The following is a 17,010-nucleotide window of genomic DNA, read 5'->3' on the forward strand; positions in this document are numbered from 1 at the left end:
ATTGATACCTGGATTAGATCAATGTTCGAGCTCACTCAACTGCGTTGCTTCACCACTGTGGCCACCGAGCTGAATTTTCGGCGCGCGGCCGAACGGCTGAACATGACCCAGCCGCCGCTCAGCCGACAGATCCAATTGCTGGAACATCACTTGGGGGTCGAACTGTTTGCCCGCACCACCCGCAGCGTTGCCCTCACCGCCGCCGGCCGCGCCTTTTTTATCGAGGCGCAGAACTTGCTGGAACGTGCCCAGCAAGCGGCGGTGACGGCGCGTCGCTTCGCTGAGGGCGATATCGGCACGGTCAATATCAGCTTCGTCGGCAGCGCGGTGTACGAGTTTTTGCCACGCGTGATCGCCGAGGCGCGGCTCCGGCAGCCCCAGGTGAAGATCGACCTGTCAGAGATGAACACCTACCAGCAATATGAAGCGCTGCGCGCCCGCCGGATCGACCTGGGGATTGTCCGCGCGCCGCTGCTGGAGCCGGGCTACGCCACCGAATGCCTGGTGCGCGAGCCCTTCGTGCTGGCAGTTCCCAGCAGCCATCGGTTGGCCAATGCCGAGACGGTCAGCGTGCACGACTTGGACGCCCAGCCCTTCCTGATGTACGCCCACTCGGCCTACCCGCCGTTCAACGAACTGCTCACCGGCCTGCTGCGCTCAGCGCGCGTTGCTCCGGAGTTTGTGCAGTGGCTGGGGTCATCCCTGACCATCCTGGCGCTGGTCAATGCCGGTATGGGCCTGGCACTGGTGCCGCGTTGCGCCAGCAGTGTGGTGTTCAAGAACGTGGTGTTCCGCGATATCGACTTGGGCGAAGGGGCGCAAAGTGAGCTGCATTTGATCTGGCGCGAGAACAACGACAACCCGGCGTTTGCAATGTTGCTGGACGGGATTCGCAGTGCGGTACGTCAAGAATGGGATCAGGCACGCTAGCTCAATCCTCTTGAATACTTGCCTGATCCTCCGACTTCTCGGATTTCGGATAGATAGCCCTTGCACCGTGGTCTAGAGTTCGACAATGAGCGGCCGCCGCAACCTCATACTAAAAATGGCCGCATACACCGATGATCAGCAGGTGAGCCATGGAATTACGAATCAACCAGAAAACCTATCAGGTCGAAGCCGACGCCGACACGCCACTGCTGTGGGTGATCCGCGACGACCTGGGCCTGACCGGCACCAAATACGGCTGCGGCCTGGCCCAGTGCGGGGCCTGCTCGGTGCTGGTGGACGGTAATGTGGTGCGCTCGTGTGTCACGCCAGTGGCCGGCGTGGTCGGGCGTGAAATCACCACCATCGAAGCGATTGAAGACGATGAGGTGGGCAAGCGTGTGGTCGCGACCTGGGTCGAGCATCAGGTGGCGCAATGCGGGTATTGCCAGTCCGGGCAGGTAATGGCCGCGACTGCGCTGCTCAAGCACACCCCCGCCCCTAGCAAGGCGCAGATCGACGCGGCGATGATCAACCTGTGTCGCTGCGGCACCTATAACGCCATCCATGCGGCGGTCGACGCACTGGCCAAGCAGGAGAGCGTCTGATGAGCATCCTCAATGAACTGCTCGAAGCACCGGTAAACCTGTCGCGCCGCCGCTTCCTGGCGAGCACGGCGGTGGGCGCGCTGGTGATCGGTTTCGGCCTGCCGCTTGGCGCGTCGAGGGTGCAGGCGGCCACGGCCAACGCGGCAGAACGTGGCACTCAGGTGCCGGCGTTTCTTGAAATTCGCCCGGACGGCACGGTGCGCCTGCTCAGTCCGTTCATGGAAGGCGGACAAGGCACCCACACCGCCATGGCGCAGATTGTCGGCGAAGAGCTGGATGCCGACCCCGCTACGTTTATCGTCGAAGCCGCGCCACCCGGCGAAGCGTATGTGGTGATGGACAACGGCCTGCGCATCACCGGCGGCAGCATGTCGGTGCGCATGAGCTACCCGACCATGCGCCGCCTGGGCGCCCTCGCCCGCGCGATGCTGCTGCAAGCCGGTGCCGCGCAGTTGGGTGTACCGGTTGCCGAACTGACCACCCAGCCTGGCCGGGTGGTACATACGGCTTCCGGCCGTTCGTTGGGCTACGGCGAATTGGCCAGTCGCGCCCTGGACATGCCGGTGCCCGACCCGGCCAGCATCACGCTGCGCGACCCAAGCCAGTTCCGCTGGATCGGCAAGCCGGTCAAACGCCTGGATGCCTACGACAAATCCACCGGCAAGGCGCAATACAGCATCGACCTGAAAGTCGACGGCATGCTTCACGCGGCTGTGCAGCATGCGCCACGCCTGGGCATGACCGTGGGCAGCCTGCGTAACCAGTCACACGTGCAAGCCATGAAAGGCGTGCATTCGGTGCACGTGCTCCCCGGCGCAGTGGCGGTGGTGGCTGAACGTTGGTGGCACGCCAAGCGTGCGGTTGAAGCGGTCCAGGTCGACTGGCAAGAAGCGGCTGCCGACTCGACACTGCGCGTCATGCCGGCGGACTTCTCCAGCGACAAGCACCGCGACTTCCTCGCCGCTCAGCAAGGCCCGGCCCGTGACGACGAAAATGAAGGTGACGTGGCGGCCGCACTGTCAGGCGCCAAGACCAAAATCGAAGCGACGTATCACAACCAGTACCTCAACCACGCCCAGTTGGAACCGCCATCCGCCCTCGCACGCTTCAACCCCGATGGCACCCTGGAGATCTGGCTGCCTAACCAGGCGCCGGACATGTTCCGCGCCGACATCGCCAAGCGCACCGGCCTCGACCTCGACAAAATCACCCTGCACTCGCCATTGCTGGGGGGCTTTTTTGGGCGGCACTTCTTGTATGACTCGGCCAACCCCTACCCGCAGGCCATTGCGCTGGCCAAGGCAGTGGGGCGTCCGATCAAGCTGATCTGGAGCCGTGAAGAAGAATTCCTGCGCGACGTGCTGCGCCCGGTGGCCGTGGTCAAGTTCCGTGCCGCACTGGATGACAAAGGCTTCCCGGTGGCCATCGAAGCGGTCAGCGCGACCGAAGGCCCGACCGAAGCGCTTGCCGGCAAACAGGGCGATAAAATCGACCCCACGGCCCTCGAAGGGTTGTCGGGCAAGTCCTACACCATTCCCAACAAACGCATCGCGCAGATCTACGTCAAAGGCGCGCCCATGCTCGGCTATTGGCGTTCGGTGGGCAACTCGCTCAACGACTTCTTCTATGAGTCGTTTCTCGACGAGCTGGCGGACAAAGGCGGACATGATCCCTATGAGCTGCGCTTGCATTTGCTGCGCGACAACCCACGGCTGACCACGTTGCTGCAAGTGGCGGGTGAATTGTCCGGTGGCTGGAAGCGTGGCCCCTTCACCGCCGAGGACGGCACCCGACGCGCTCGCGGCGTGGCCATGGCCTCGCCGTTCGGCTCCCACACGGCAGCGATCGCCGAAGTGTCCATCGAGAATGGGAAGGTCAAGGTGCACGATATCTGGCAGGCCATCGACCCGGGCAGCATCGTCAACCCGGCGATTGTCGAGGCGCAGGTCAATGGTGCCGTGGCGTTGGGCTTGTCCCAGACCTTGCTGGAAGAAGCGGTGTACGTGGATGGAAAACCACGGGCGCGCAACTACGACCTGTACCCGATCCTGGCGCCCGCACAGATGGCGCGGGTGCATGTACGGGTGGTCGAGAGTGGCGAAAAAATGGGCGGTATCGGCGAGCCGCCGTTGCCCGCCGTGGCACCGGCCGTGGCCAATGCGGTGGCGCAGTTGACGGGCCAGCGCGTGCGCAGCCTGCCTTTGAGCCGACACACTTTCAGCTGACCCTCAGGAAACGCCCATGAACAACCGTCGATTCGCAAGAACCGCAGGCTGGCTGGCGCTGCCCTGCCTGGTCGCCGCAGGCCTGCTGGCCTGGTATGTCACCCGTGAACCTGCTACTGCGTTCGAACAGGAACAGGCGGGTGCCAGCTTCGAACCCGCCTTGGTCAGCCGTGGCGAGTATGTCGCCCGCCTCAGCGATTGCGTGGCCTGCCACAGTTTGGCAGGCAAGGCGCCGTTCGCCGGAGGGCTGGAAATGGCCACGCCGTTGGGGGCGATTCACGCCACCAACATCACGCCGGACAAAAACACCGGGATCGGCACTTACAGCCTGGCTGACTTCGACCGCGCAGTGCGCCATGGCGTGGCGCCGGGTGGGCGACGGCTGTACCCGGCCATGCCCTACCCGTCCTACGTAAAACTCAGCGATGACGACATAAAAGCGCTGTACGCGTTCTTCATGCAGGGCATACAGCCGGCCAACCAACCGAATATCCCCAGCGATATTCCCTGGCCGTTGAATATGCGCTGGCCCATCGCACTGTGGAACGGCGTGTTCGCCCCAACCGCTACCTATGCAGCCAAGCCAGACCAGGACGCGCTGTGGAACCGCGGCGCCTATATCGTCCAGGGCCCCGGCCACTGCGGCAGCTGCCACACACCACGCGGCCTGGCCTTTAACGAAAAAGCCCTGGATGAATCCGGCAAGCCGTTCCTCGCCGGCGCCCTGCTCGACGGCTGGTACGCACCGAGCCTGCGCCAGGACCCCAACACCGGGCTGGGACGCTGGACTGAGCCGCAGATCGTGCAGTTCCTCAAGACCGGGCGTAACGCGCATGCAGTGGTCTATGGCTCAATGACCGAAGCCTTCAACAATTCCACGCAGTTCATGCAGGACGACGACTTGGCCGCCATCGCGCGCTATCTCAAGTCGCTGCCTGGCGACCCGCAGCGCGACGGCACGCCCTGGCAGTATCAGGCGGTGAGCACGAACCAGGACGTCCCCGGCGCCCGCACTTACGCGACCCGTTGCGCCTCGTGCCATGGCCTGGACGGCAAGGGCCAGCCCGAGTGGATGCCGCCCCTGGCCGGCGCCACGTCGGCACTGGCCAAGGAAAGCGCCTCCGCGATCAACATCACCCTCAACGGCTCGCAACGCGTGGTCGCCGCCGGCGTACCCGACGCCTACCGCATGCCGGCGTTTCGCGAGCAATTGTCCGACCAGGAAATTGCTGAGGTGCTGAGCTACGTGCGCGGCACCTGGGGTAATAACGGCGGTGCGGTTGAGGCGAAGGCGGTGGGCAAGTTGCGCGGGCATACCGACCCGGCGAGCAGCAGCCCGATCATCCTGCATATGCGCTGAATTCAGGACTTCAGGTTCTTCACGCTGGCAAACGTTGCCTCGCCCCGCGCCTGCTCCAACACGTTCATGGGCGCGGGCGCAGGCAACGCGTGCAGCACCGGCTTGAGCACGACGGATCGCTCGCTGTCCGTGACTGAACGCTCATCGCTGGGCGGTACGCCGAAGTATTCGCGGTAGCACTTGGAAAAGTGCGGCGTGGACACAAAGCCACAAAGCACGGCCAATTCCACGATTGAAATGGGTGTCTGCTTGAGCAACTGCCGCGCACGGATCAGCCGCAGCCTGAGGTAATAGCGCGAAGGCGAACAGTGCAGGTACTTCTGGAACATGCGCTCAAGTTGGCGACGCGACAACGCGACATACGCGGCCAGCTCGTCCAAGTTGATCGGTTCCTCCAAGTTCGCCTCCATCAAGGCCACGATTTCCTGCAACTTGGGTTGCTGGGTGCCCAGCATATGCTTGAGGGGCACGCGCTGATGGTCCTGCTCGTTGCGGATCCGCTCGTACACAAACATGTCGGAAATGGCCGCCGACAGCTCATGCCCGTGATCCCGACCGATCAAGTGCAGCATCATGTCCAAGGGCGCGGTACCGCCCGAGCTGGTGAGACGGTCCCGGTCGAGGCTGAACAGGCTGGAACTGACAGTCACCCGTGGGAAGGCCTCCTGCATGGCGGCCAACCACTCCCAATGCACGCTGCATTCATAGCCATCCAGCAAGCCGGCCCGCGCCAACACAAAGCTACCGGTACAAATACCGCCCAGTCGCTTGGCGTAACGCGCCTGGCTGCGCAACCACTTGACCAGCTCGCCAGTCACGGTGCCCTGGATGCCGATGCCGCCACAGACAATCACAATGTCGGCGGGCGGCACGCCGAGTATCGAACCGTCAGGCGTGATGGGCACGCCGTCACTGGCCCACACAGGGTTGCCGTCCGGGCTCGCGGTATGCCACTTGTAAAGCTCCTGGCCGGACAGCTGATTGGCCATGCGCAACGGCTCGACTGCAGCCGCCAGTGACATCAAGGTGAACTGGTCCAGCAACACGAAAACGATGCTGCTGACAGGACGGGCACTCATGGCTGCGAAGCTGCGGCCACTGTTTTTTGCGCGCGTTCAGGCTGCCGCGCGGTGAGCAAGCCGATCAGGGAAATTATCAAGGCCAGGCCGATTGTCGAGGACACTTCAGAACGGTGCTCGGGGGTCACCAGCATCACCGTCAATGCGGTACAGATGAACGCAATGACCAACCAGGTCAGCCACGGAAACAGCCACATCTGGAAGGTCAGCGTGACGTTGCGCTGCCGTAGGATCTTGCGCATGCGCAACTGGGAAATGGCGATCACCAGGTACACCAGCAAGGCGATGGCGCCCGAACTGGCCAGCAGGAACTGGAACAGCCCGGCCGGCGCGAAGTAGCTGAACAGAGTCACTCCCGCGCCCAGGATCGTGCTGGCAATCACCGCCGCCCTCGGCACGCTCGCCGCCGAAGTCTTCCTCATCAGCTTGGGTGCGTCGCCCCGCTTGCCCAGGGAAAACAGCATGCGCGAGGCGATGTAGATCGAGGAATTCATGCAACTGGCCACGGCGATCAACACCACCCCATCCACCAGCAGTTTGGCGTGGGGAATGTTCATCAGCTCCAGCGCCCGTTGATACGAGCCTACAGACGCCAACAGCGGGTCATTCCATGGCACCACGGAAATCACCACGAAAATCGACAACAGGTAGAACACGCCGATGCGCCACATCACCGAGCGCGTGGCCCGGGCGATGTTCTGCGCCGGGTTGCTGGATTCGGCCGCTGCGATGGTGACCGCTTCGGTGCCGATGAAACTGAACATGATCGTGATGAAAGCCCCGACCACTGCCGACAGCCCGTTAGGCGCAAAACCGCCATGGTCCTCCATCAATCGGCTCAAGCCACTGGCCTCCCGCTCGGGAATCCAGCCCATCAACACCGCGAAGCCCAGACCGATGAAGCCGATGATCGCAATCACTTTCGCCATGGCGAACCAAAACTCGAACTCACCGTACTTGGACACGCTGAACAGATTGGTGACCACCAACAAAAAGATCGACAGCAAGGCAAACAGCCAAGCGTCGATCTGTGGGAACCACTGGTTGAGAATATGCCCGGCGGCCAGGGCTTCGATGGGGATCACCAGCACCCAGAACCACCAGTACAACCAACCGATGGTGAACCCGGCCCAGCGGCCGATGGCCTGGTCGGCATAGGTCGAGAATGACCCTGTATCGGGGTTGGCCACCGCCATCTCCCCCAACATGCGCATGACCAGCACCACCAGCGTGCCGGAGAACAGATAGGCCAGCAGCACTGCCGGCCCAGCCGCGGCGATCGCGTGTCCGGAACCGACGAACAACCCCGCGCCGATGATGCCCGCAATGGAAAGCATGGTGACATGACGCGGCTTGAAGCCCTGCGCCAACTGGCCGTTCGAATCGTTGGAATTCAGGCTATTCATTGTTTTTGTTGTTCTCGGTGATCGACGTCAGGGCGTACTGACTGAAGGGTCAGGCGATCATCATTTCTTAATGATGGGTCACCTTACGCGGCCTGACTTTCCTGAAAACAGCCTGAAAGCGGCAGGGATTGGTCTGATATCGACATCGGTGCGGGGCCTGCGTTTATACCGCTCTGTTATGGGCAGACTCTCGCGGAGCCCCGGCGTGTTCGCCTTGCTGATTGTCGACAACGTTCATGACCACGTGGTGCTCCCTGCTCCACACCACTCACCTTGATGAGCAGACGTTTACACCCCGCCACAAAAAGTCATCTCTTGGACCTTTCATCGCATCACTGCGTCCTCGGTTTATTTCTGACTCTTGCGCTTCTGGTATTATGGTATACCATCATACGCAAACCAATCGCATCCCGTTGGAGCAGCCATGAGTTTCGAAATCCGCAAGATCGTCAGCTACGTAGAAGAAACCTTCATCGAAGGCGGCAAAGCCTCCGACACCCCCGTGAAAATGGTCGGCCTGGCCGTTGTGCTGAAAAACCCCTGGCTGGGCCGTGGTTTTGTCGAAGACCTGAAGCCGGAGATCCGTGCCAATTGCTCCGACCTCGGCGCGTTGATGGTCGAGCGCCTGGTGGGCATCATCGGCGGTGCCGAGAACATTGAGGCCTACGGTAAAGCGGCTGTGGTCGGTGCCGACGGCGAGATCGAACATGCCAGCGCGATCATCCATACCCTGCGTTTCGGCAACCACTACCGCGAAGCGGTCAAAGCCAAAAGCTACCTGAGCTTCACCAACAAGCGCGGCGGCCCGGGCACCTCGATCCAGATCCCGATGATGCACAAGGACGACGAAGGCCTGCGCTCGCACTACATCACCCTGGAAATGCAGATCGAAGACGCGCCGCGGGCCGACGAAATCGTCGTGGTGCTGGGTTGCGCCGATGGCGGCCGCCTGCACCCGCGCATCGGCAACCGGTATATCGACCTGGAAGAACTGGCCGCCGAAAAGGCCCAGTAAGCCAGGCAAGCCCCCCAATAAAAAAAGGCATGCAGGAGCGCTCCATGATTCGGCTCACCGCTGAACGCACCCCGGCTGGCACCAGTTATCTGGCGACCGGCCAAGGCCAGCCTGTGGTTTTGATCCACGGCGTGGGCCTGAACAAAGAAATGTGGGGCGGGCAAGTCGTTGGCCTGGCCACACACTACCGCGTGATCACCTACGACATGCTCGGCCATGGCGCCAGCCCGCGCCCGGCCGCCGGCACGCCGCTGCTGGGTTATGCCGACCAACTGCTGGAGCTGCTCGACCACCTGCAACTGCCCCAGGCCACTGTGATCGGGTTTTCCATGGGCGGTTTGGTGGCGCGAGCGTTTGCCCTGCACTACCCCGACCGCCTCAAAAGCCTGGTGGTGCTCAACAGTGTGTTCAACCGCAGCCCCGAGCAGCGTGCCGGCGTGATCGAACGCACCGCCCAGGCCGCCGAACACGGGCCGGATGCGAATGCCGAAGCGGCGCTGTCGCGTTGGTTCAGCCGCGAATACCAGGCGGCCAACCCGGCGCAGATCGCCGCGCTGCGTCAGACCCTGGCGGGCAACGACCCCCAAGGCTACCTGACCACGTATGAGCTGTTTGCAACCCAGGACATGTACCGCGCCGATGACCTCAAGGGTCTGCGCGCCCCCACCCTGGTCGCCACCGGCGAACTGGACCCCGGCTCGACGCCGGAAATGGCCCGGCAACTCGCCGATCGTATTCCGGGGGCCACGGTTGCGGTGCTGGCTGAGCAACGGCATATGATGCCGGTGGAATCGCCGCGCCTGGTCAATCAGTTGCTGCTGGGGTTTCTTGACACCGTATACGCCCAAAATAATCCAATAAAGGGGATCGTTGCATGACGCTTGAACGCTTCCAGATGTGCATCGGCGGTGAATGGGTCGATGCCCTTTCCGGCAAGACCTTCGACAGCCTTAACCCGGCCCTGGCCGAGCCCTGGGCGCAACTGCCCGACGCCGACGAAGCGGATGTGGAGCGCGCCGTACAGGCGGCCCAAACGGCCTTTGACAGCCCGGCCTGGCGTGGCCTCACCGCCACCGCGCGGGGTAAACTGCTGCGCCGCCTCGGTGACCTGATCGCCGAGAACAAAGAGCAACTGGCCCAGCTGGAAAGCCGCGACAACGGCAAGCTGATCCGCGAAACCCGTGGCCAGGTCACCTACCTGCCGGAGTTCTTCCACTACACCGCAGGCCTGGCCGACAAGCTCGAAGGCGGCACCCTGCCCCTCGACAAGCCCGACCTCTTCGCCTACACCGTGCACGAAGCCATGGGCGTGGTCGCCGCGATCATTCCATGGAACAGCCCGCTGTACCTGACCGCGATCAAACTCGCGCCGGCCCTGGCAGCAGGCAATACCATCGTAATCAAACCCTCCGAGCATGCCTCGGCGACCATCCTCGAACTGGCGCGCCTGGCCCTGGAAGCGGGCATCCCACCTGGCGTGGTCAACGTGGTCACAGGGTATGGCCCCAGTACCGGCGCCGCCCTCACCCGCCACCCGCTGGTGCGCAAGATCGCCTTTACCGGCGGCGCGGCCACGGCGCGGCATGTGGTGCGCAGCAGCGCGGAGAACTTCGCCAAGTTATCCCTGGAATTGGGCGGCAAGTCACCGAATATCATCTTTGCCGACGCGGACCTGGACAGCGCCATCAATGGTGCGATTGCCGGCATTTATGCTGCGTCCGGCCAGAGTTGCGTCTCCGGTTCGCGCCTGCTGGTGCAGGATGAAATCTACGACGAGTTCGTCGAGCGCCTGGTGGCGCGCGCCCAGCGTATCCGCATCGGCAACCCTCAGGACGACGCCAGTGAAATGGGCCCCATGGCCACCGCACAGCAACTGGCCGTGGTCGAAGGCCTGGTGGCGGATGCCATCGCTGAAGGTGCACGCCTGCGTACCGGCGGCAAGCGCCCGCAGAACCTTGGCGAAGGCTGGTTCTACGAACCGACGTTGTTCGAGTGCGACCGCAACTCGATGAAGATCATGCAGGAAGAAGTGTTCGGTCCGGTGGCGTCGGTCATCCGTTTCAAGGACGAGGCCGAAGCGCTGGCCATCGCCAACGACTCGCAGTTCGGCCTTGCCGCCGGCATCTGGACCCGTGACCTGGGCCGCGCCCATCGCCTGGCCCGCGACGTGCGTTCGGGCATCATCTGGGTCAACACCTACCGTGCCGTCTCGGCCATGGCGCCCATCGGCGGCTTCAAGAACAGCGGCTACGGACGTGAAAGCGGCATCGATTCGGTGCTGGCCTACACCGAGCTGAAGACGGTGTGGATCAACCTCTCCCAGGCGCCCATGCCTGATCCTTTTGTGATGCGTTAAGAGTCCACCACCATGATCGAACCCGGCATTTACAAAGACGTCATGAGCTCCTTCCCTTCCGGCGTCACGGTGGTTACCACCCTTGACCCGGACGGCGGCATCGTCGGCATTACCGCCAGTGCGTTCAGCGCGCTGTCGATCGACCCGGCGCTGGTGCTGTTCTGCCCCAACTACGCCTCCGACACCTACCCGATCCTGCGCGACAGCAAGCGCTTTGCGATTCACTTACTGTCAGCCGACCAGACCGCCGAAGCCTATGCCTTTGCCAGCAAGGGCAAGGAAAAAGCCAAAGGTATCGAGTGGCACTTGAGCGAACTGGGCAACCCGCTGCTGGCCAAGGCCACCGCGATCATCGAGTGCGAACTGTGGCGCGAATACGACGGCGGCGATCACGCGATCATCGTCGGCGCGGTGAAGAACCTGATCCTGCCCGAGCAGCCGGTCACACCGATGATCTATCACAAAGGCAAGCTGGGCCCGCTGCCCACCCTGGCCTGAGGAGTGCTGAAGCATGCGTAACGACAAATATGAGCAGGGCCTGAAGATTCGTACTCAGGTCCTGGGTGAAGCCTACGTGCAGCGCTCGATCGAGAATGCCGACGACTTTACCCGGCCGCTGCAGGAGATGGTCACCGAGTACTGCTGGGGCCACGTGTGGGGCCGGGAGGGCTTGTCGCTTAAAGAACGCAGCATGATAAACTTGGCAATGATTTCGGCCCTCAATCGGCCCCACGAACTCAAGCTGCATGTACGCGGCGCCTTGCGTAACGGGCTGAGTCGTGAACAAATACGCGAAATTTTGCTTCAAGTCGGTATTTATTGCGGGGTTCCCGCCGCCGTGGACAGCTTCCGGCTGGCCCGAGAAGCCTTCGCCGAAGCCGATGCCGAGGCCTCCAGTTAACCGTTACATTCAGAGCAGACCCCATGAAACGCGCGCCCCTCGACGACAGCTTCAAGGTCAATCACAACCCGGTCACCCTGCGCGAAATCGTGCTGGAGAAACTGCGCAGCGCCATCATGAACTTCCAACTGCTGCCCGGTGACCGCCTGGTGGAACGCGACCTGTGCGACCGCCTCGGCGTCAGCCGCACCTCGGTGCGCGAAGCCTTGCGCCATCTGGAGTCGGAAGGTCTGGTGGAGTTCGCCGATGCCAAGGGTCCGCAGGTGGCGATCATTACCCTCGCCGATGCCGTCGATATTTATGAACTGCGTTGCGTGCTTGAAGGCTTGATCGTGCAGTTATTCACCCTGCGCGCCAAGGCCAAGGACATCAAGGCCCTGGAAAAAGCCCTCGAGGAAAACCGCAAGGCCCTCAAGGAAGGCGAATTGCAGCAAGTGATCGATTCGGTGCAGGGTTTCTACGACGTGCTGCTCGAAGGCTCCGGCAACCATGTGGCCGCCACCCAGCTGCGCCAGTTGCAGGCGCGTATCAGCTACTTGCGAGCGACCTCGGTGTCCCAGGAAAACCGCCGTGGCGCCAGCAACCAGGAAATGGAACGCATGGTCCAGGCGATCAAGAGCGGTGACCCCCTCGCCGCCCACCAGGCCTGTGTCGATCACGTGCGCGCCGCCGCCGCCGTGGCCCTGGATTACCTCAAGCGTAAACAGGAAGAGACCGGCAAACTCCCCGAGATCACCCTGCCCATCGCGCTCAAAGAACCGCGCATAGGTCACTGACCATGCCCAGCCCCAGCTTTTGCCCGACATGCGGCGGCAGTGACCTCGGTCACCAGCTGCCACCGGGCGATACCCATGAGCGCCTGATGTGCCGGGGCTGCGGCTATATCCATTACATCAACCCCAAGATCATCGCTGGCTGCATCATTGAGCAGGACGGCAAATACCTGCTGTGCCAACGCGCGATTCCACCGCGCCCCGGCACCTGGACCCTGCCCGCCGGCTTCATGGAAGGTGGCGAAACCACCGAACAGGCCGCATTGCGCGAAGTCTGGGAAGAAAGCGGTGTACGCGCGGAGATCCTCTCGCCCTACTCGATCTTCAGCGTGCCCAGGATCAGCGAGGTGTACATCATCTTCCGCGCCATTGCGCTGGAGATCACCGGGGAGTTCGGGCCGGAGACCATGGACTATAAGTTCTTCGCGCCTGAGGATATTCCCTGGGACAGTATCTACTACCCGGCGATCAGGCAGATTCTCGAGCGGTATATCGAAGAGCGGCAGGCTGGGGTGTATGGCATTTATATCGGGAATGACGACAGCGGAAAAATCCACTTCATCCGCTAACCTCCAGGCCGAACCGGTTACAAATGTGGGAGCGGCGGTTCGACTTGCTCGCGAAGGCGGAGTTTCAGTCGATTCATTCGGTATCTGACATACCGCTTTCGCGAGCAAGCCCGCTCCCACATTTAAATCGGCTTACACCCGAAAAATCTAAGGTGCCAGGCCTTCCACAATAATAATCTGCGCCTGTCCCACGCCCTCTCGGTGCGCCTTCGCCGCCTGATACTCCGCCGACTCATAACAAGCCACCGCCTGCTCGTAGCTGTCGAACTCGATCACCACATTCCGCTGGCGTGCCGGCCCGCCTTCCAGCGCCTCGCTGCGCCCGCCCCTGGCCAGGAATCGTCCGCCATACAAGGCAAACGCCGCCGGCGCGCGTTGGGTGTATTGCGTGTACTGCTCTGCATCAGACACATCCACATGAGCAATCCAGTAGGCCTTCATCGTGACATCCTCTTGCTGTATTTTTGTGGTATACCATAATACATACAACCAACTGACCGAGCATCCTACATGTCCTTCAACAGCATCGAAGACATCATTGAAGACTACCGCCAGGGCAAGATGGTGCTCCTGGTGGACGACGAAGACCGAGAAAACGAAGGCGACCTGTTGCTGCCCGCAGCGTGCTGCACCGCCGAGACTATCAGCTTCATGGCCTGCGAAGCCCGTGGCCTGATCTGCCTGACCCTCACCGATGAACATTGCCAGCGCCTGGGCCTGGAACAGATGGTGCCGAGCAACGGCAGCGTGTTCAGCACGGCGTTTACCGTGTCCATCGAGGCCGCCACCGGCGTGACGACCGGCATCTCAGCCGCCGATCGCGCGCGCACCGTCGCGGCCGCAGTCGATATTAATGCCGGGCCTGCCGATATCGTGCAGCCGGGGCATATCTTCCCGTTGCGCGCTAAAGACGGCGGTGTACTGACCCGCGCCGGCCATACCGAGGCCGGTTGCGACCTGGCGCGCCTGGCCGGGCACACGCCCGCCTCAGTGATCGTAGAAGTCATGAATGACGACGGCACCATGGCGCGGCGTCCCGAACTGGAAATTTTCGCGCGCAAACACGGGATCAAGATCGGCACCATCGCCGACCTGATCCACTACCGCCTCAGCACCGAACGCACCGTGGTGCGCATCGGCGAACGCGACCTACCCACGGTGCACGGCACGTTCCGCCTGATCACCTTTGAAGACCGCATCGACGGCGGCGTGCACATGGCGATGGTGATGGGCCAGTTGCGCCGCGATGAACCTGCGCTGGTGCGCGTGCACGTGATCGACCCGCTGCGCGACCTGGTCGGCGCCGACTACAGCGGCCCGTCCAACTGGACGCTGTGGGCGGCTTTGCAACGTGTCGCCGCTGAAGGCAGCGGCGTGGTGGTGGTGCTGGCTAACCATGAGTCGTCCCAGGCGCTGCTGGAACGCGTGCCGCAACTGACCCAGGCGCCGCGCCAGTTCAACCGTTCGCAGTCGCGCATCTATTCTGAAGTGGGCACCGGGGCGCAGATCTTGCAGGACCTCGGCGTCGGCAAGCTGCGTCACCTCGGCCCGCCCCTCAAATACGCCGGGCTGACCGGCTACGACCTGGAGGTGATCGAGAGCATTCCCTTCACCGAATGACGGATAACCGGTAAGGCAAAATGCTTGCACAAAGTTTGGAATACCATAATATGATATTCCATAGGCCGAACGCTTCTGCCAAGTGCGCCCGCCAGGGAGAGCACCAATAAAAGCCCTTGGCACGGTCGCCTTTTGGGGTCTCGATTAGAGGCTCCCGATGGACCTACTGCTCCCGATAGGCGGGCATTACCAAGCCCGCTCAATAACAAAACAAATGAGGGCGTGAAAATGGTGTTGAACAAACGTGCAACCGCGGTGCTGTTCGCGGGTTTATTGGCTACGGCCACTCACGCGGCCCTGGCAGCCGAAAGCGTCAATTTCGTGAGCTGGGGCGGTAGCACCCAGGATGCGCAGAAGCAGGCCTGGGCCGACCCGTTCAGCAAGGCCAGCGGCATTACCGTGGTCCAGGATGGCCCCACCGACTACGGCAAACTCAAGGCCATGGTCGAAAGCGGCAACGTGCAGTGGGACGTGGTGGATGTCGAAGCCGACTTCGCCTTGCGCGCCGCTGCCGAAGGCCTGCTCGAACCCCTCGACTTCTCGGTGATCCAGCGCGACAAGATCGACCCGCGGTTTGTCTCCGACCATGGTGTGGGCTCGTTCTTCTTCTCCTTCGTGCTCGGCTACAACGAAGGCAAGCTCGGCGCTGGCAAGCCTCAGGATTGGTCCGCGCTGTTTGACACCAAGACCTACCCTGGCAAACGCGCCCTCTACAAATGGCCAAGCCCTGGCGTGCTTGAACTGGCGCTGCTGGCCGACGGCGTAGCCGCCGACAAGCTCTACCCGCTGGACCTGGACCGCGCCTTCAAGAAACTCGACACCATCAAGAAAGACATCGTCTGGTGGGGCGGCGGCGCGCAATCGCAACAGCTGCTGGCCTCCGGCGAAGTCAGCATGGGCCAGTTCTGGAACGGCCGCATTCACGCCCTGCAGGAAGACGGCGCGCCGGTTGGCGTGAGCTGGAAGCAGAACCTGGTGATGGCCGACATCCTCGTCGTGCCTAAAGGCAGCAAGAACAAAGCCGCCGCGATGAAATTCCTGGCCAACGCCAGCAGCGCCAAGGGCCAGGCTGACTTCTCCAACCTGACCGCCTACGCACCGGTGAATATCGACAGTGTGCAGCGCCTGGATTCGGTACTCGCGCCGAACCTGCCGACCGCCTACGTCAAGGATCAGATCACCCTCGATTTCGCCTACTGGGCCAAGAACGGCCCGGCCATTGCGACACGGTGGAATGAATGGCTAGTCAAATGAAAATGACGGCAACCACACCGACCGGGAGCGCCCTCGGCGCTGCCGGCGCGGTTTCGGCCAAGGCCGGGGCGCCGTCCCTGGCGCAGCGCTGGCGGGGGTCGAGCAACCTGATCCCGGCCCTGCTGTTCCTCGGCCTGTTCTTCCTGGCGCCGCTGATCGGCCTGTTGCTGCGCGGCGTGCTGGAGCCGGTGCCGGGCCTGGGCAACTATGAACAACTGTTCGCCAACTCGGCCTACGCCCGAGTGCTGCTCAACACGTTCTCGGTGGCGGGCCTGGTGACCTTGTTCAGCCTGCTGCTGGGCTTTCCGCTGGCCTGGGCGATCACCCTGGTGCCACGCGGCTGGGGACGCTGGATCCTCAACATCGTGCTGCTGTCGATGTGGACCAGCCTGCTCGCCCGCACCTACTCCTGGCTGGTCTTGCTGCAAGCCTCCGGGGTGATCAACAAGGCGCTGATGGCCATGGGCATCATCGATGTGCCCCTGGAGATGGTGCACAACCTCACGGGCGTAGTGATCGGCATGAGCTACATCATGATCCCGTTCATCGTGCTGCCGTTGCAGGCGACCATGCAGGCCATCGACCCGATGATCCTGCAGGCCGGCTCGATCTGCGGCGCCAGCCCGTGGACCAACTTCTTCCGCGTCTTCCTGCCGCTGTGCCGGCCGGGCTTGTTTTCCGGCGGCCTGATGGTGTTCGTGATGTCCCTCGGTTACTACGTCACCCCGGCGCTACTCGGCGGTGCGCAGAACATGATGCTGCCGGAGTTCATCATCCAGCAGGTGCAATCGTTCCTTAATTGGGGCCTGGCCAGTGCCGGCGCCGCGTTGCTGATCTTCATCACGCTGGTGCTGTTCTACTTCTACCTGAAGCTCCAGCCGGAATCCCCGGTTGGCGCCAGCAACGCGAGGTAAGCC

Annotated in this window: 17 protein-coding genes; 14 read left to right on the plus strand and 3 right to left on the minus strand. The window is 62.5% G+C overall.

The genetic code is table 11. From position 1 onward, the window contains the following. Window positions 1-21 precede the first annotated feature (21 nt). The 4 genes from BFP95_RS21605 to BFP95_RS21620 all read left to right on the plus strand — a co-directional run bounded on the left by BFP95_RS21605 (window position 22) and on the right by BFP95_RS21620 (window position 5,120). Window positions 22-930, plus strand: a complete 909-nt coding sequence (locus tag BFP95_RS21605) for a LysR family transcriptional regulator (RefSeq protein ID WP_065876275.1) — start codon at window positions 22-24, stop codon at window positions 928-930. A gap of 149 nt (window positions 931-1,079) precedes the next feature. Next, window positions 1,080-1,535 carry a (2Fe-2S)-binding protein gene (locus tag BFP95_RS21610; protein WP_065876276.1) on the plus strand — a complete coding sequence of 152 codons (456 nt, stop codon included), beginning with the start codon at window positions 1,080-1,082 and terminating at the stop codon, window positions 1,533-1,535. Beyond that, on the plus strand, window positions 1,535-3,760 hold the full coding sequence (locus tag BFP95_RS21615) for a xanthine dehydrogenase family protein molybdopterin-binding subunit (protein ID WP_065876277.1): 2,226 nt from the start codon (window positions 1,535-1,537) through the stop codon (window positions 3,758-3,760). The genes BFP95_RS21610 and BFP95_RS21615 overlap by 1 nt, the downstream gene beginning before the upstream one ends. Window positions 3,761-3,776: 16 nt before the next feature. After that, on the plus strand, window positions 3,777-5,120 hold the full coding sequence (locus BFP95_RS21620) for a c-type cytochrome (RefSeq protein ID WP_065876278.1): 1,344 nt from the start codon (window positions 3,777-3,779) through the stop codon (window positions 5,118-5,120). 2 nt (window positions 5,121-5,122) lie between these two features. Here the strand turns inward: BFP95_RS21620 and BFP95_RS21625 are convergent, their stop codons facing one another. Together BFP95_RS21625 and gabP are read right to left on the minus strand one after the other, a co-directional pair. Further along, entirely contained in the window at window positions 5,123-6,199 is a 1,077-nt protein-coding gene (locus BFP95_RS21625) for a choline metabolism transcriptional regulator GbdR (RefSeq protein WP_065876279.1), read from the minus strand. Beyond that, window positions 6,196-7,605 carry a GABA permease gene (gene gabP, locus BFP95_RS21630; protein ID WP_065876280.1) on the minus strand — a complete coding sequence of 470 codons (1,410 nt, stop codon included), beginning with the start codon at window positions 7,603-7,605 and terminating at the stop codon, window positions 6,196-6,198. The genes BFP95_RS21625 and gabP overlap by 4 nt, the downstream gene beginning before the upstream one ends. 424 nt (window positions 7,606-8,029) lie before the next feature. Between gabP and BFP95_RS21635 the strand changes: the two genes are divergently transcribed. The 7 genes from BFP95_RS21635 to BFP95_RS21665 are packed head-to-tail and all read left to right on the plus strand — an operon-like array spanning window position 8,030 to window position 13,219. Further along, complete coding sequence (locus BFP95_RS21635) at window positions 8,030-8,620, plus strand: amino acid synthesis family protein (protein ID WP_049708911.1); 591 nt, start codon at window positions 8,030-8,032, stop codon at window positions 8,618-8,620. Between the two features lie 44 nt (window positions 8,621-8,664). Further along, window positions 8,665-9,498, plus strand: a complete 834-nt coding sequence (locus tag BFP95_RS21640; protein WP_049708912.1) for an alpha/beta fold hydrolase — start codon at window positions 8,665-8,667, stop codon at window positions 9,496-9,498. Then, entirely contained in the window at window positions 9,495-10,976 is a 1,482-nt protein-coding gene (locus BFP95_RS21645) for an aldehyde dehydrogenase (protein WP_065876281.1), read from the plus strand. The genes BFP95_RS21640 and BFP95_RS21645 overlap by 4 nt, the downstream gene beginning before the upstream one ends. Before the next feature lie 12 nt (window positions 10,977-10,988). Then, window positions 10,989-11,474, plus strand: a complete 486-nt coding sequence (locus tag BFP95_RS21650) for a flavin reductase family protein (RefSeq protein WP_010567340.1) — start codon at window positions 10,989-10,991, stop codon at window positions 11,472-11,474. 13 nt (window positions 11,475-11,487) lie between these two features. Next, window positions 11,488-11,877: a carboxymuconolactone decarboxylase family protein gene (locus BFP95_RS21655; RefSeq protein WP_065876282.1), complete on the plus strand. Its 390-nt coding sequence runs from the start codon at window positions 11,488-11,490 to the stop codon at window positions 11,875-11,877. 23 nt (window positions 11,878-11,900) lie between these two features. Beyond that, window positions 11,901-12,653 (plus strand): GntR family transcriptional regulator, encoded by a 753-nt coding sequence (locus BFP95_RS21660; RefSeq protein ID WP_049708916.1) that lies wholly within the window; start codon window positions 11,901-11,903, stop codon window positions 12,651-12,653. A 2-nt stretch (window positions 12,654-12,655) separates the two neighbouring features. Continuing rightward, window positions 12,656-13,219 carry an NUDIX hydrolase gene (locus BFP95_RS21665; RefSeq protein ID WP_065876283.1) on the plus strand — a complete coding sequence of 188 codons (564 nt, stop codon included), beginning with the start codon at window positions 12,656-12,658 and terminating at the stop codon, window positions 13,217-13,219. A 147-nt stretch (window positions 13,220-13,366) separates the two neighbouring features. Here BFP95_RS21665 and BFP95_RS21670 read toward each other — a convergent pair whose 3' ends face one another. After that, entirely contained in the window at window positions 13,367-13,660 is a 294-nt protein-coding gene (locus BFP95_RS21670) for a DUF1330 domain-containing protein (protein ID WP_065876284.1), read from the minus strand. Between the two features lie 69 nt (window positions 13,661-13,729). Here BFP95_RS21670 and ribBA point away from each other — a divergent pair, with 69 nt between their 5' ends. From ribBA to BFP95_RS21685, 3 genes are all read left to right on the plus strand, one after another. Continuing rightward, window positions 13,730-14,839 (plus strand): bifunctional 3,4-dihydroxy-2-butanone-4-phosphate synthase/GTP cyclohydrolase II, encoded by a 1,110-nt coding sequence (gene ribBA / locus BFP95_RS21675; protein ID WP_065910672.1) that lies wholly within the window; start codon window positions 13,730-13,732, stop codon window positions 14,837-14,839. A gap of 228 nt (window positions 14,840-15,067) precedes the next feature. Continuing rightward, window positions 15,068-16,093, plus strand: a complete 1,026-nt coding sequence (locus tag BFP95_RS21680; RefSeq protein ID WP_065876286.1) for an ABC transporter substrate-binding protein — start codon at window positions 15,068-15,070, stop codon at window positions 16,091-16,093. Further along, window positions 16,090-17,007: an ABC transporter permease gene (locus BFP95_RS21685; RefSeq protein WP_064052598.1), complete on the plus strand. Its 918-nt coding sequence runs from the start codon at window positions 16,090-16,092 to the stop codon at window positions 17,005-17,007. The genes BFP95_RS21680 and BFP95_RS21685 overlap by 4 nt, the downstream gene beginning before the upstream one ends. The last annotated feature ends 3 nt before the right edge of the window (window positions 17,008-17,010 follow it).

This window comes from Pseudomonas sp. 58 R 12 (assembly GCF_900005865.1).
GTDB lineage: Bacteria > Pseudomonadota > Gammaproteobacteria > Pseudomonadales > Pseudomonadaceae > Aquipseudomonas > Aquipseudomonas tritici.